The 14,688-nt window shown below is 75.9% G+C and carries 13 protein-coding genes and 1 rRNA gene; 1 reads left to right on the forward strand and 13 read right to left on the reverse strand.

The features are described from left to right. Positions 1-2: 2 nt before the first annotated feature. The 12 genes from ACPYO4_RS15420 to ACPYO4_RS15475 are packed head-to-tail and all read right to left on the reverse strand — an operon-like array spanning position 3 to position 13,614. Positions 3-1,724, reverse strand: coding sequence for a CTP synthase (locus ACPYO4_RS15420; protein WP_425710138.1), 1,722 nt, complete (start codon positions 1,722-1,724; stop codon positions 3-5). An 11-nt stretch (positions 1,725-1,735) separates the two neighbouring features. Then, on the reverse strand, positions 1,736-2,839 hold the full coding sequence (locus ACPYO4_RS15425; RefSeq protein ID WP_425710139.1) for a glycosyltransferase family 4 protein: 1,104 nt from the start codon (positions 2,837-2,839) through the stop codon (positions 1,736-1,738). Beyond that, positions 2,836-4,599 carry a murein biosynthesis integral membrane protein MurJ gene (gene murJ, locus ACPYO4_RS15430; protein WP_425710140.1) on the reverse strand — a complete coding sequence of 588 codons (1,764 nt, stop codon included), beginning with the start codon at positions 4,597-4,599 and terminating at the stop codon, positions 2,836-2,838. The genes ACPYO4_RS15425 and murJ overlap by 4 nt, the downstream gene beginning before the upstream one ends. Before the next feature lie 3 nt (positions 4,600-4,602). Beyond that, the gene (locus ACPYO4_RS15435) at positions 4,603-5,457 is read right to left on the reverse strand and encodes a hypothetical protein (RefSeq protein WP_425710141.1); all 855 of its coding nucleotides are present in this window, start codon (positions 5,455-5,457) and stop codon (positions 4,603-4,605) included. Next, a complete protein-coding gene (locus ACPYO4_RS15440) occupies positions 5,454-6,650 on the reverse strand; it encodes a copper transporter (RefSeq protein WP_425710142.1) in 1,197 nt (398 codons plus the stop codon). Before ACPYO4_RS15440 ends, ACPYO4_RS15435 begins: the two co-directional genes overlap by 4 nt. Positions 6,651-6,675: 25 nt before the next feature. Continuing rightward, positions 6,676-7,866 carry a putative cytokinetic ring protein SteA gene (steA, locus tag ACPYO4_RS15445; protein WP_425710143.1) on the reverse strand — a complete coding sequence of 397 codons (1,191 nt, stop codon included), beginning with the start codon at positions 7,864-7,866 and terminating at the stop codon, positions 6,676-6,678. A gap of 4 nt (positions 7,867-7,870) precedes the next feature. Beyond that, complete coding sequence (gene recN / locus ACPYO4_RS15450) at positions 7,871-9,550, reverse strand: DNA repair protein RecN (protein WP_425710144.1); 1,680 nt, start codon at positions 9,548-9,550, stop codon at positions 7,871-7,873. A gap of 8 nt (positions 9,551-9,558) precedes the next feature. Beyond that, a complete protein-coding gene (locus ACPYO4_RS15455; protein WP_425710145.1) occupies positions 9,559-10,515 on the reverse strand; it encodes an NAD kinase in 957 nt (318 codons plus the stop codon). Further along, positions 10,512-11,420 (reverse strand): TlyA family RNA methyltransferase, encoded by a 909-nt coding sequence (locus ACPYO4_RS15460; protein ID WP_425710146.1) that lies wholly within the window; start codon positions 11,418-11,420, stop codon positions 10,512-10,514. Before ACPYO4_RS15460 ends, ACPYO4_RS15455 begins: the two co-directional genes overlap by 4 nt. Before the next feature lies 1 nt (position 11,421). Further along, complete coding sequence (locus tag ACPYO4_RS15465) at positions 11,422-11,574, reverse strand: hypothetical protein (RefSeq protein WP_425710147.1); 153 nt, start codon at positions 11,572-11,574, stop codon at positions 11,422-11,424. A gap of 10 nt (positions 11,575-11,584) precedes the next feature. Continuing rightward, positions 11,585-12,670, reverse strand: coding sequence for an HAD-IIA family hydrolase (locus ACPYO4_RS15470; RefSeq protein ID WP_425710148.1), 1,086 nt, complete (start codon positions 12,668-12,670; stop codon positions 11,585-11,587). Continuing rightward, positions 12,667-13,614: a hypothetical protein gene (locus ACPYO4_RS15475; protein ID WP_425710149.1), complete on the reverse strand. Its 948-nt coding sequence runs from the start codon at positions 13,612-13,614 to the stop codon at positions 12,667-12,669. Before ACPYO4_RS15475 ends, ACPYO4_RS15470 begins: the two co-directional genes overlap by 4 nt. 72 nt (positions 13,615-13,686) lie before the next feature. Between ACPYO4_RS15475 and ACPYO4_RS15480 the strand changes: the two genes are divergently transcribed. Further along, entirely contained in the window at positions 13,687-14,100 is a 414-nt protein-coding gene (locus ACPYO4_RS15480) for a hypothetical protein (RefSeq protein ID WP_425710150.1), read from the forward strand. Positions 14,101-14,590: 490 nt separating this feature from the next. Here the strand turns inward: ACPYO4_RS15480 and rrf are convergent. Then, positions 14,591-14,688, reverse strand: a 5S ribosomal RNA gene (gene rrf, locus ACPYO4_RS15485); the annotation flags it as partial.

A 14,688-nucleotide genomic window follows, 5' to 3' on the forward strand; every position in this document is an offset into this window, starting at 1 on the left:
GCTCACTCGTCCTCGGCCCCGTCGTCGCCGACCTCGAGGAGCCGGGTGGCGCGCTGCCGCTCGACGGCCGCACCGATGAGCCCGGCGAACAGCGGGTGGGCCCGCGTCGGCCGCGACTTGAACTCCGGGTGCGCCTGGGTGGCCACGTAGTAGGGGTGCTGCTCGCGGTCGAGCTCGACGAACTCCACCAGGTTCCCCTCGGGCAGCGTCCCGGTCACCCGCAGGCCGACGCCCTCGAGACGCTCGCGGTAGGCGTTGTTGACCTCGTAGCGGTGCCGGTGCCGCTCGGAGACCTCGACCTCGCCGTACGTCTCGGCGACCACGGAGCCCGGTGTGAGTGCCGCCCGGTAGGAGCCCAGGCGCATCGTTCCGCCCATGTCCCCCTCGGCGCCCTCGACGAACCGCACCTGCTCGTCCATCGTCGCGATGACGGGCTCGTCGGTGCCCGGGTGGAACTCCGTCGAGCTGGCGCCCTCGAGCCCGAGCAGCGACCGGGCCGCCTCGATGACCATGCACTGCAGGCCGAGACAGATGCCGAGCGTGGGCACCTGGTTCTCGCGCGCCCAGGTCAGCGCACCGAGCTTGCCCTCGATCCCGCGCACGCCGAACCCGCCGGGCACGAGCACGGCGTCGACCCCGGACAGGGCCTCACGCGCGCCCTCGGGGGTGGCGCACCGGTCGGACTCGACCCACCGGATGTTCGCGTACGCGCGGTGCTCGAACGCGCCGGCGCGGATCGCCTCGGTGACGGACAGGTAGGCGTCGGGCAGGTCGATGTACTTGCCCACCAGGGCGACCTCGACGTCGTGCCGGGGGTGGTTGACCCGGTCGAGGAGCCGGTCCCACTCGGTCCAGTCGACGTCGCGGAAGAACAGACCGAGGCGACGCACCACGTAGGCGTCGAGCCCCTCGGAGTGCAGCACCCGGGGGATCTGGTAGATCGAGGGCGCGTCCGGGCACTCGACCACGGCCTCCCGCTCGACGTCGCACATCGAGGCGATCTTGTTCTTCACGCCCTCCGGCAGCGCCCGGTCGGTGCGGCAGACGAGGGCGTCGGGCTGGATACCGATCGACCGCAGCTCGGCCACGGAGTGCTGCGTCGGTTTCGTCTTCAGCTCGCCGGAGGCCGCGATGTAGGGCACGAGCGAGACGTGCAGGAAGAACACGTGGTCGCGCCCGACGTCCTGGCGCACCTGCCGGGCGGCCTCGAGGAAGGGCTGGGACTCGATGTCGCCGACCGTGCCGCCGATCTCGGTGATGATGATGTCCGGAGGCCCATGGCCGTCAGCCGGCTCGGCCTGCGCGCGCATGCGCGCCTTGATCTCGTCGGTGATGTGCGGGATGACCTGCACGGTGTCCCCGAGGTACTCGCCGCGCCGCTCGCGGGCGATGACCTCGGAGTAGACCTGGCCGGTGGTGGCGTTGGCCCGACCGGACAGCTCGATGTCGAGGAACCGCTCGTAGTGGCCGATGTCGAGGTCGGTCTCGGTGCCGTCCTCGGTGACGAACACCTCGCCGTGCTGGAAGGGGTTCATCGTGCCCGGGTCCACGTTGATGTACGGGTCGAGCTTCTGCATCACGACCCGCAGGCCGCGCGAGCGCAGGAGCCTGCCGAGGGAGGAGGCCGTGAGGCCCTTGCCGAGAGAGGACACCACCCCGCCGGTCACGAAGATCTGCTTGGGGACCGAGGTGCCGGGCAGAGGCCGGTGCGAGGTGGGTGCCACGGGCTTCGACCCTAGCAGCGTGAGCCGGGTTCGTAGACGGACACGAGCTGGCGGTGAAGGTCACCCTCGTCCGGCAGCTCGGCCGAGCGCCGCCGCGCGCGGTCCCCCAGCCGGCCCGCGAGCTCCGTGTCGAGGAGGACCTGCACGACGGCGGCGCTCACCTCGGCTGCGTCGCGGCCGGTGAGCAGGGCGGCGTCCCCGACGACGAGGCCCGTCCCGCCGACCTCCGTGGCGACGACGGCCGCGCCGGCGTGCATCGCCTCGCCCAGCGAGATGGGCTGCCCCTCCCACACCGAGGTCGACACGACGACGTCGGCCGCCGCCAGGAGGTCCGGGACGTCCGCGCGGGGGCCGAGGACGCGCACGGGGGCGCCGGCGGCGGTCGCTGCGGCCGCCACCTCGGGGCCGAGCGGCCCGCCGCCGGCCACGCACCACACCGCGGCCGGAGCGCCGTCCGTCCGCGCGGGCAGGAGCTGTTCGGCGGCCGCGGCGGCGTCGACGAGGAGGTCGAGGCCCTTCTGCGGCGCGAGACGTGCCACGGACAGGACGAGTCTCTGACCGCCCAAGAGGCCGAGGTCGCGGCGCACCTCGGCCGCGGTGGCGCGGACGGCCCGCGGGGCGGGCGCGGGGATGACGGCGACCTCGACGTGACGCGCGCCCAGCCGGCGGGCCCGCTCGGCGAGGTCGGGGGCGACCGGCAGGACCACGTCGGCGCCGCGGGCGACCACGGCCTCCAGGGCCTGGGCGATCGCGCGGACCCTGGCGCTGCCCACGGCGAGGTTGTGCTCGGTGACCACGAGCCGTGGCCGGCGCGGCAGCGAGCGGACGGCGAGCGCGGCGGCGGCGCCGGCGCGCAGGCCGTGGGCGTGCACGACGTCGGCGCCGGCGGCGAGGTGGCGCAGGCGGCGCACGGTGGCGAGATCAGCGCCCGAGGGGCGGTCGCGCAGGTCGACGACGGCGGCGGGCACGGGGGCGCCGAGGACGACGTCGGCGACGACGCCCGCGGGCCCGGCCAGCCGGACGTCGTGGCCGTGGGAGCGCAGCACGTCGACGACCTGGCTCACGTGGCGGGCGACCCCGCCGGTGGTCGTGCCGGTCACCTGGAGGATCCTCATGACTCGTCCTTCCGATCGCTGTTCTCGGGGGCGGTCGGTCCGGTGCCCGCGCCGCGCCCGCGGCGGCGCAGCACGGCGAGCACCTGCCAGTCCCCCGCCGCCACCACGGCCACCCAGGCCAGGAGCGCCACGGCCCCGCCGGCCGCGAGCGCCAGGACCGCGCGCAGCGGGCCGTCGCCCGCGACGAGCTCGGTGACCCACCGGCCGGCGAGCCCGCCGATCACGGCACCGACCACCGCGGTCCCCGCCGTGCGCGCGAGGCCGGCGAGCGCGGCTCCGCCGAGTGCGCGCGCGAGGCACACGGCCGACAGCACGCCGGCGAGCGTCATCCCGACGCTCGAGGCGGCCGCGAGCAGACCGAGCAGGGTGCCGTGCCCGGCGCCCGCCGCGGCGATGCCCGCGACCACGGTGGCCGCGGCGGTGACGAGCCAGCCCACGAGTGCCGGGACGGTCGCCAGGCGCGCGCGGTGGACGGCGTACAAGGAGCGCTGGGCGTGCAGGAGCAGCGCGAAGCCGGGCAGGCCCAGGGCGAGGACGGTGAGCGTCGTCGTCATGCCCGGCATGTCGTGGCGGGCGGAGAAGATCGCGGTGACCGCGGGGGCGACGGCGACGAGGGCGGCGGCACCGAGCGCGCCGGCGGCGAGCACGGCGCGCGCCGAACGGGCCACCACGGGCGCGCTGTCGGCCACGGACCGCGAGGCCAGCTCGGCGACGCGGGGCGCCACGGCCGTGACGAGCGGGACGGCGAGCACGGCGTAGGGCAGCAGGTAGGCGGCCTGGGCGTACTGCCACACGTTGTAGGAGCCGGGCTGGGCCGCCGTGGCGCGCAGCACTGCGAGGACGGCGACCTGCTGAGCGAGCAGGGCGGCGAGGCCGGCGCCGGCCAGGGCGAGCGCGCGGCGACGCAGGTCGGCGCCGAGGTCGAGGGTGGGGCGCCAGCGCAGGCCCAGGCCGCGCAGGGCGAGCACCGGGGCCAGGCTCATCGCGAGCACGCCGGCGGTCGTGCCCCAGCCGAGGACGGCCACCATCGTGGGGGCGATCGTGGCGGGGTCGTCGGTCGCCGGGCCGCCGAACAGGCCGACGAGGCCGTAGGTGGCGATGACGACCAGGGAGGACAGCAGCGGGGCGAGCGCCGGCCAGGCGAACCGGTGGTGGGCCTGGGCGACGCCGGTGAGCACGGTGCCGATCCCGTACAGGGGGACCTGGACGGCGAAGATGCGCAGGAAGGTCGTCGTGAGGTCCAGGCTCGCCTCGGGCGCGTCGGAGCCGAGCAGGAGCCCGGCCAGCGGGCGGGCGAGGACGGCGACGAGCAGGCCGAGCGGGGCGAGGATCGCCACGGTCCAGGACAGCAGGGCCGACGCGCGCCGTCCGGTCTCGTCGCGCAGCCCCTGGGCCAGCGGCGCCGCGAGCAGCGGGACGACGAGGCCGACGAGCGCTCCGCCCGCGGCGATCTCGAACAGGACGTTGGGGATCGTGTTGGCCTTGGCGTAGGCGTCGGCGGTCGCCGAGCTGCCGAGGACCCAGGACTGGACGAGCCAGCGGGCGAACCCGGCGGCGCGCGAGGCGAGAGTGAGGACGGCGATGAGGCCGGCGGCGCCGAGCGCGCCGGCGAGGACGGGAGCGGGGCGCGCGCCCCGGTCGGTCTCGCGCTCGCGACCGCGCTCGGCCCCCGTGCCGGCCTCTCCCCCGGACGCGGGGCGCGCGCCCCGGTCGGCGGCCCGGGGCTCGTCGGCGGCCCGGGGCTCGTCGGCGGTGCCCACGGGTCAGGCCGCGCGGCCCGCGCGGTCGATCGCCCGCAGCACCGGGACGGAGTCGATGACGGACGTGAACGAGATCCGCTCGGAGGCCAGGGTGAGCGCGACGACGCCGCCGAGCGCCACCGTGCGCCGCACGGCCGAGCCGTCGGCGGCGAGGACCACGCCGACGAGGGCGCCGAGCGGGTTCGCCCCGGTGTCGCCGAGCATGTCGCGCGCGGCGAGGTCGGCGGGCAGCGCGGCACCGACGACGCCGAGCGAGCCGGCCGCGAGCGCCGCCCGTTGGTCCGGCCCGGCGAGCGCGGCGGGCGCGAGCGCGAGCCCGGCGACCTTGAGCGCGCGGCCGGGGCGCAGGTCGAAGAGGTTGGCGAGGTTCGCGCAGCCGGCGACCAGGGCGGCGTCGGCGAGCCTGCCGAGGACCGGCCGCGGCCCGGGCAGGAGCGCGGCGGCACCGGCGGCACCGGCGCCGACGACGGCGATCTTCACCGCCCCGGTGGTCACCTCGCCGCGGGCGAGCGCGCCCAGGTGGCCCTTGAGGCCCTTCGCGCGGCCCGTGGGGACGCCGGTGAGGTCCTCGCCGTGGTCGTCGAGCACGCCCGCGACGGTCGCGGCCCCGCCGGCCACCCCCGCGGCGAGCGCGACGCGCGGCCCGAGCGGGGTCGCGGCGGCCAGCAGCGGGCCGAGCGCGGTGGCGGCGGCGCCGACGGCCAGCCCGCCGAGCAGCGAGACGGGGTCGCCGGCGTGGTTGGTGCGCGTCCAGGCGCCGGGCCGACCGGGCGGGCGGCGGTCGAGCAGTCGGCGGGCGGCGACCGTCGCGCCGGCGCCCAGCGCGGCGGCGGTGGCACGGGCGAGCAGGCAGTTCACGGCGCGGGGTCCTCGTCGTCGCCGGTCGTACCGCCGCGCGCAGAGTCGCCACCGGTACCGGAACCGCCGGTGTCGCCGGAGCCGGTTCCGGCGTCGTCGGCCCCGGTGCCGCCGCCCGTCCCACCCGTCGGCGACTCGCCCTGGGTGGGCGACTCGGGGTCCACGGCCGGCGGGGCGCCCTCGGCGCGCCGCTCGGCCGGCGTGGCCACGGCGGGCGGCAGGACGGCCTCCGCACCCTCGTCGAACCCGTAGTGCTCGACGATCCCGTCGAGCGTCGCGGCCACGGCCAGGGGCGTGACGACGGTGGCGGAGACCGAGCCGACGGAGTCGACGCTGGTGGCGGCCGGCGCCAGCGAGAGGTCGTCGCGCAGGACGCCGACGAGGTCACGGGTGGACTCCCCGGCGCCGACGAGGACGAACGGCGCCTCGTCGGCCATCGCCCCGAACGCCTGCAGGGCGGTGACGTGGGCGATCCGACGCTCGGCGGCCTCCGCCTCGACGTCGGGGGTGCCGTCCTCGTCGGAGTCCTCGTCCGGGTCCGTGTCGGGCTCGGGCTCCGGGCGGGCACCGACGACGACGACGACGTCGGCCCGGCCCTCGGGGTCCGTCTGCAGCGTGACGAGGTCCTCGCCGGCGCCGAGCAGCACGTCGAGGAGCTCCCCGTCGGCGGCGACGTCGTCGAGCGACTCGGTCTCGTCGTGGCCGATGGTCAGCGCGTCGGCGATGGCGCCGCCGAGGGTGGCGACGGGGTCGGCGTCCGGCTCGGCGTCGGGAGCCACGTCGTCGAGCAGGTCGATCCGCTCCTCGCCCATCGCCGGCGTCACGAGGGTCTCCGAGAGCACGCCCTCGACGACGATCTCGGCACCGGCGTCGGCGAGCGAGTCCTGGACGGCGGTGAGGTCGTCGCCGTTCGTGCCGGGCATCGCGAGCAGGGCGACGCGACCGCCGTCGAGCGTGCCGTCGACGAGGCGGGGGCCGCCCTCCTCGAGCAGGGCGTTGACGGAGTCGAGGTCGGCGCGGGTGTCGGTGAGCTCGGCGCGCATCTCCTCACGGTCGGTGCGCAGGTCCTGGACCTGGCCGCGCAGCGTGTCGCCCAGGGCGCCGCCGAGCGGGCCCGCGCCGAGCAGGATGCCCACGGCCAGGGCCATGAACACCGCGATCAGCGAGACCACGTGGAACTTGAAGTCGATCATGCGTCTCTCCTGCTACCCGTCATGCTCACCCGGACCCGAACAGGGAACGCACCCAGGCCACGACGTCCCCCCACCGCGTGGCGGCGAGCTCGAGGAAGGCCTGTCCCGCCGTCGTGGCGAGGACGGCGGCCGCCAGGGCGAGCAGGCCCGCGAGCACGAGGAGGACGAGGAGCCAGCCGGAGATGCGCGTCCGGTACAGCCGGGAGACGCCCTTGGCGTCGATGAGCTTGGAGCCCACCCGCAGGCGGGTGAGGAAGGTCGACGCCATGCCGGCGCGCCCCTTGTCGAGGAACTCGTTGAGCGTGTTGTGGGTGCCGACGGCGACGATGACGCTGGCGCCCTTCTCGTCGGCGAGCAGCATGGCCACGTCCTCCGACGTACCGGTGGCGGGCACGACGAGGTGGTCGACGCCGAGCGCCTCCACGCGGGCCTTGCCGGGGGCGCGGCCGTCCCGGTAGCCGTGGACGAGGATCTCCGCGCCCGAGCGCAGCGCCTCGTCGGACACGGAGTCCATGTCGCCGACGATCATGTCGAGCCGCAGACCGGCCTCGAGGACCGCGTCTCCCCCGCCGTCGACGCCGACGATGAGGGGCCGGAACTCCCGCACGTACGGCCGGAGCATCGCGAGGTCCTCCTTGTAGTGGTACCCGCGCACCACGATGAGGACGTGCCGCTCGTCGAAGACCGTGCGCACCTCGGGGATGCCGATGCCGTCGATGATGAGGTCCTGCTCGAGCTCGACGTACTCCATCGTGTTCGTCGCGAACTTCTTCAGCTGCTCGGAGATGCCCGCGCGGGCCCGGCGCTGGTCCTCGGCGATGGTGCTCGGGTCCTGGACCTGGCCGCGGCCGACGAGCTCGCCGCCGGTGCTGATCGTGCCGTCGGGGCTGATCTCGACGAGGTCGCCCTCGGAGATCTCCATGAGGTGCTCGCCGACGTCGTCGACGAGCACGATGCCGGCGTCGACGAGGATCGAGGGACCGGCGTTGGGGTAGCGCCCCGAGGTGGACTCGGCGGCGTTGAGCACGGCGACGGGGCGGGCGGCGACGAGGGACTCGGCGGCGACCCGGTCGATGTCCACGTGGTCGATGACGGCGACGTCCCCGTGGCGGAGCCGCGACGTGAGGCGCTTGGTCCGCGCGTCCACGCGGGCGGGCCCGGAGACGGCCGCGGGGTCGGCGGACGCACGGCGCGCCGGTCGTTGGAAGAGCCTCACCGCGTCATGGTGACACGCCGGCCAGCTCGAGCAGCTCCGCCGCGTGCGCGCGCGCCGCCTCGGAGTCGTCCTGACCTGCGAGCATGCGCGCGAGCTCGACGACGCGCTCCTCGCCGGCCGCCCGCACGACGTCGGTGACGCCGTCGCTCCCGCGTGTGACGACGAGGTGGTCGGTGGCGAAGGCGGCGACCTGCGCGAGGTGCGTGACGACGACGACCTGGTGGCGCTCGGCCAGCCCCGCGAGCCGTCGCCCGACCTCGACGGCGGCGCGTCCGCCGACCCCGGCGTCGACCTCGTCGAAGACGAACGTCCGTGCGCGGCCGCCGGCCTCGGTCGCGAGGCACACCTCGAGGGCGAGCATGACGCGGGACAGCTCACCGCCCGAGGCGGCCTGGCCGAGGGGGCGGGCCGGTGCGCTCGGGTGCGTGGCCAGGGTGAGGACGACCTCCTCGGCGCCGTGCGGGCCGGGCTCGGGCAGCGGCTCGAGGTCGATGCCGAGGCGGGCCCCGGGCATCGCCAGGCCGCGCAGCTCGGCGTCGACGGCCGCCGTGAGCCGCTCGGCGGTGGCCCGCCTCGAGGCGGTGAGGTCGGCGGCTGCGCTCTCGCGGACCTCCTCGGCCTCGGCGACGGCGGCCGCGAGGGCCTCCGGCTCGGCGGCGGGACCGTCGATCTGGGCGAGGCGGGCGGCGGCCCGCTCGGCCTCGGCGAGGGCCTCGTCGACGCCGCCGACCCCGAGGTCCTTGGCCAGGCGGCCGAGCTCGGCGCGGCGGGAGTGGACGGTGTCGAGCGCGGAAGGGTCGGCGTCGAGCCCGTCGAGGTAGGCGGCCAGCTCGACGGCGACGTCGTCGAGCAGCGGTGAGACGGCGGAGACCCGTTCGGCGAGCGCCGCCAGGGCCGGGTCGTGGCCGCTGGCGGCCGCCAGGGCGTGCGCGGCGCGGGCGACGAGCGCGGACGCGCCGGGGGTGGCGCTGTCCTCGTCCCCGCCGATGGAGCCGCGCGCCTCGACGGCCGCGGTGCGCAGGGCCTCGGCGTGCTCGAGGCGCAGGGAGGCGGCCCGCAGCTCCTCGTCCTCGCCGGGCGTGGGGTCGGCGGCGGCGACGAGCTCGGCGACGCGGGTGAGCGCGGCGATCTCGGCGAGGCGTCGCCCCTCGTCGGCGGTGCGTTCCTCGAGCGCGGCACGGGCGGCGACCACGGCGGCGTGCGCCTCGGCGGCGGCCGTGACGAGGGCCAGGTGCTGCGCTCCGCCGAAGGTGTCAAGGGCGGCGCGCTGGCGGGCGGGCTCGCGCAGGCGGAGCTGGTCGGCCTGGCCGTGGACGGTGACGAGGCCGTCGCCGATGTCGGTGAGCAGGGCGGCGGGCACCGTGCGGCCGCCGGCGTGGGCGCGGGAGCGGCCCTGGGCGGAGACGGTGCGCGCCACGAGGAGGACGTCGTCGTCGAGGGTGGCCCCGGCGTCGTCGGCCAGCGAGCGTGCGGGGGCGTCGTCCGGGACGGACCACTCCCCCTCGACGACGGCGCGCTCCGCGCCGTGCCGGACGATCGCGGGGTCGGCCTTGTGGCCGAGCAGCAGCCGCAACGAGGTGAGGACCATCGTCTTGCCCGCGCCGGTCTCGCCGGTCAGGGCGGTCAGGCCGGGCCCGAGGTCGAGGTGGGCCCGGGCGATGACACCGAGGTCCTCGATGCTCACGCGCTCGATCACCGGGTGCCCCCCTGGGCCCCGTTGGTGCCGGGCGTGCCTCCGCCCCGCCAGCCGCTGACCGGGAGGTCGAACTTCGCCACGAGGCGGCCCGAGAAGGGGGCGTCGCTGAGCAGGGCCAGGAGCGCGGGTCGGCGGCCGCGGCGGACCTCGATGCGGGAGCCGGGGGGCGCCTCGATGGTGCGGCGGCCGTCGCAGCGCACGACCGCGGCCGCGCGCGCCTCGGCGAGGATCTCGACCTCGAGGACGGACTCCCGCCCGACGACCATGGGCCGGGTGAACAGGGCGTGGGCGGCGATGGGGACGACGAGGAGGGCCTCGAGGCCGGGCCAGACGACCGGTCCGCCGCCGGAGAACGCGTAGGCGGTGGAGCCGGTGGGCGTGGCGAGCACGACGGCGTCGCAGCCGAAGGTCGACAACCCCCGTCCGTCGACGCCGAGGGCCGCCTCGACCAGCCGGCCCTCGGGGCCCTTCTCCACGGCGGCCTCGTTGAGGGCCCAGCTGTGGTGCGTGGCGCCGACCGGGGTGCGGACCGTGACGTCGATGGTCATGCGCTCCTCGACGAGGTAGTCGCGCGCGACGATCCGCCGCACCACCTCCGGGAGCGCCTCCGGCTCGGCCTCCGCGAGGAAGCCGACGTGGCCGAGGTTGACGCCGAGGACCGGCACGCCGTGCGGGCGGGCGAGCTCGGTGCCGGTGAGGATCGAGCCGTCGCCGCCGAGGACGACGACGAGCTCGGCGCCCTCGACCTGCGTGGGTCCGACCGGCTCGGAGTCGGTTGCTGAGTCCGTCGCGGGGCTGACGGAACGCACGGACAGGCCCGCGGCCGTGAGGCCCTCGTGGACGGTGGTGGCGGCCGCGAGCGCGTCGGCCCGCGTGGGGTGGTGGAGGAGGACGACCTCGCGGTCGCCGGGGCGCACGTCCTCGTCGGCCCGGTGCTTGGGGGGCTCGGTCATCGCACGGCCTCCTTCCCGGCGGGGCCCTCGGCCTTGTCCGCGGGGGCCTCAGCCTTCCCGGCAGTGCCCTCGGACCTTCCGGCAGGGCCTTCGGCGACGGCGGTGCGCGCGGCCTCGGCCAGGGCGTCGCCGGTGAGCGGGTGCTCGGCGCCGCGGCGCAGCGCGACGAAGTACTCGACGTTCCCGGCGGGGCCGGGCAGGGGGCTCGGGACCACGGCCCAGGCGTCGAGGCCGAGCTCCTGGGCGGCGTGGGCGACGTCGACGATGGTGGCGGCGCGCTGGTCGGGGTCGCGGACGACGCCGCCGCTGCCGAGCGCGTCCTTCCCCACCTCGAACTGCGGCTTGACCATGAGCAGCAGGTCGGCGTCGTCGGCGGCGGCTCCCGCCAGGGCGGGCAGGACGAGGCGCAGGGAGATGAAGGACAGGTCGCCGACGACGAGCGTCGGGGCCGGTGCGACGGCCGCGGGGTCGAGCGTGCGGACGTTGGTGCGCTCGAGGACGGTGACCCGGTCGTCGGTGCGCAGGTTCCAGGCGAGCTGGCCGTACCCGACGTCGACGGCGACGACCTCGGCGGCGCCGCGGCGCAGGAGGACGTCGGTGAAGCCGCCGGTGGAGGCGCCGGCGTCGAGGCACCGGCGGCCCGCGGGGTCGACGGGGGTGCCCCGCGCGGCGAGCGCGTCGAGGGCACCGATGAGCTTGTGTGCGCCGCGGGAGACGTAGTCGTCGACCGTGCCGGCCTCGCGGACGACGATCGCCTGCGCGGGGTCGACCTGCCGGGCGGGCTTGAGCACGGCCTCGCCGTCGAGGGTGACGCGGTGGGCGACGATGAGCTCGGCGGCGTGCTGGCGCGAGCGGGCGAGTCGGCGGCGGACGAGCTCGGCGTCGATGCGCGTCAGGCGCGCCACCTCAGCCGCCGTCCTGGGCCAGCCGGGCCTGGAGCGAGGAGTGGAGTGCCTCGAGGGCGTCCGCCTGCGCGTCGAGGTCCCGCTCGGCGAGGTCCGCGGGCAGGCGGTCGTCCCCGCGGACGGACGCGGGGGTGGGCCGGGGCTGCTCGCTCATCCCGGACAGGTTATCGCCGCTCGACCACGAGCTCTGGGACGACCTGCGGGTCCAGGTCAGATCCGGCGTCCGCGGCGGCCCACGCGGCGGCCGCGAGCGCGCGGTAGCCGTCGAGGCTGACCGTCACCGGCGCGGAACCGGCCGCGGTGGTGAGCGCGACGGCTGTGCCCGTGCCGTCGTCGAGGTGGAGGACGCCGTCGGCGACGTGGGCGCGGGCGCTGCCCACCGCCCAGGTGGGCGACACACCGGCGGGCGCGTCGGCGTCACTCGCCCGCGTGACCTCGGGGTGGGCGAGCAGGAGGTCGCGCAGGTCGGTGGCGAGGAACGCGGGGCGCTCGGCGGGGATCGCGAGGACGACCGCACGGGCGTCGTCGACGCCGGTGAGCACGTGCAGCGAGGCCATCCCCGCGGCCACGGCGCCGGCGATGTCGGTGTCGAGGCGGTCGCCGAGCACGATCGGCGCGGTTCCGCCCGCGCGGCGGGCGGCGGTCTGGAAGATCTCGGGCTCGGGCTTGCCCGTGGACAGGGGGCGGACGCCGGTGACCCCGGAAACGACGGCGACGAGCGCCCCGTTGCCGGGGGCGAGGCCGCCGGGCTTGGGGATGCTGGCGTCGAGGTTCGTGGCGATGTGCGCGGCGCCGCGCTCGATGGCGTAGCAGGCCTCGGCGAGGTGGTGCCAGGCGAGGTTCGGGTCCCAGCCCTGAATGACGGCGACCGGGGAGTCGTCGGCCGAGTCGACGATGCGCATGCCGCGCTCGGCGACCGCGGTGCGCAGACCCGCTCCGCCGACGACGAGGACCGCCGACCCCTTCGGGTAGCGCTCCGCCAGCAGGGCCGCTCCCGCCTGGGCCGCGGTGACCACCTCGTCGGGGGCCGTCGCGATGCCGAGCTCGGTGAGGTGGTCGGCCACTGTCCCCGGCTCGCGAGAGGCGTTGTTGGTGACGAAGCGGGTGGTCAGGCCGGCGCTGCGCGCCGCGTTCAGCGAGTCGGCCGCGTGCTCGACGGGGTCGTCGCCCCGGTAGCAGACGCCGTCGAGGTCGATGAGCGCGACGTCGTGCGCCAGGTGCAGGGGTTGATCAGTTCCGCGGAGAGTCACCGGCCCATTGTGTCGGACCCCGGCTCCTCGGTCGCGGGACGTCCGCCCCGCGGCTCCGCCTCGCCCAGGTCGAGGCCGAGGTCGAGCTGCCCCTGCTCGGCCTCCGGCTCGGCCCCCTGCTCAGCGGACGGCTCAGGGTCCGGCTCAACCTCCTGCTCAGAGGACGGCTCAGGGTCCGGCTCGACCTCCTGCGCGTCGGTGACGTCGGCGTGCTCGACGACGTCTGGCTCGACCGCAGCTTCGGACTCTTCGACGTCCGGATCCGAGGCGGCCACGGGCGCCTCGGTGGAAGCTTCCGAGACTGCCTGTCCGGCCTCGTCCTCCTCGGGTAGCAGGTCGATGACGTCGAACGTGTCGGTGGAGTCGTCCGTGGGGATCGAGATCCTGCTGCGGACCTCTGCGGCCTCGTCGGTCCTGCCGACCTCGTCGAGGCGGTCAGCAATGACGGAGTCGAGTCGGGCCCGGACGGCTCGGTCGGTGATGGCGTCGAGCGCCACCGTGCGAAGGAGGAGCAGTCCGGCCTCGTTCTCGCCGAGGTCGGCGCGCGCACCGGAGGCCACGATCGCGAGTTCGGCCCGCTCCGCCTCGGAGAGTGTGCTGGCGTCGGTCTCGGCCACCACCGTGAGGGCACGTTCGGGGCGACCGAGACCGCGCTCGCAGTCGGCCTCCATCACGCGGTGGTCGTCGCGGCCCGAGAGACGGCGCACGGCGCGTAGCTCCTTGAGCGCCTCGGCGAACCGGCCCGTCGCGTAGGCGGTGATGGCGACGGCCTCGCGGGCCGTGGCGACGCGGCCCGCACCGCGGCCGGCGGCCTGTGCGTGCTGATAAGCCCGTTCCGGGTCGTCCTCGAGCAGGATGCCGGCCATGACGAGGTGCCGGGCCACGGCCTCGCCGTTGGTCTTGGAGAGAGTAAGCAGCTCGCGCCGTGCCTCCCGGTCGAGCATCTGTGCGGTGATGTCCTCGGGGATGTCCGGTGCCTGAGGAGCGGCAGCTCGGCGTTCCTGTCCGGGTCGGCCATGACCGACCTGGCGGTCCGCGCCACCCTGGCGACGACCCCGGTCGTCGGCGCGTCGCCCGGCGGTGTGCCGCTCCCCGTCACGCCGGGACGAACGGTCTTCCCACCGGCGGCCGCCCTGACGCTCACCGTCACGACGCTGGGGCCGGTCGCCGTAGAAATCCTGAGCGTCACGGCGCGGCGGGCGATCCTCCCACCGACGAGCAGAACCCTGGCGCTCACCATGGCGGCGCTGGGGCCGGTCACCATAGGAACCCCGACCATCCTGGCGGGGCGGACGCTCCTCCCACCGACGACCGCCGCCCTGACGTTCACCGTCACGGCGCTGCGGCCGGTCGCCGGACGAACCCGGGCCGTCGCGGCGGGGCGGCCGGTCTTCCCACCGACGGCCACCACCCTGGGAACGATCGCGTGAGTGAGACTGCCGGCGGGGACGGCCATCACCGCCGCGGTTCGATCCCGAAGCGGTGCGACCTCGTCGGTCGTTGTCTTCTGGCGTCTCGCTCACTCTGTTCTCCTGTCGAAGCTGTCGCGGGACAAGACCGCCGAGGGCTCGTTCCCGCACGCGCGGGCCGGCTGAACAAGGCGCCGGACACACCCGCGAACCCAGAACACTACGTGAGCAAGGACCGGCGCAACAGCGGCCCCGGCAGTGACGCTCGCTCCATCACGGACCCACGGACGGACAGTCCAGGACGCCTGCACCTACACCCTGCATGCGCAGAGCGAACAAGACCCAAGTCACCGAGCACGGGGCACTCCGGGACCTGGGGCTGCGAAACGGTTCATACGACCTGGGCCCGCGGGACGTCCGGGCGGGCAGCGGTGCGTCGACGTTCAGGTAATGGTCTCTTGAAATGGCTGAAGGCCCCCACCGGTGTTGGTGGGGGCCTTCAGAATGGTGTGTACGGCGGTGTCCTACTCTCCCGCACGGTCGCCCGTGAAGTACCATCGGCGCTGAGGGGCTTAGCTTCCGGGTTCGGAATGGGACCGGGCGTTTCCC

Origin of the sequence: Georgenia sp. Z1491, assembly GCF_049856175.1 — a bacterium.
In the GTDB taxonomy this organism is placed as follows: Bacteria; Actinomycetota; Actinomycetes; order Actinomycetales; family Actinomycetaceae; genus JB111.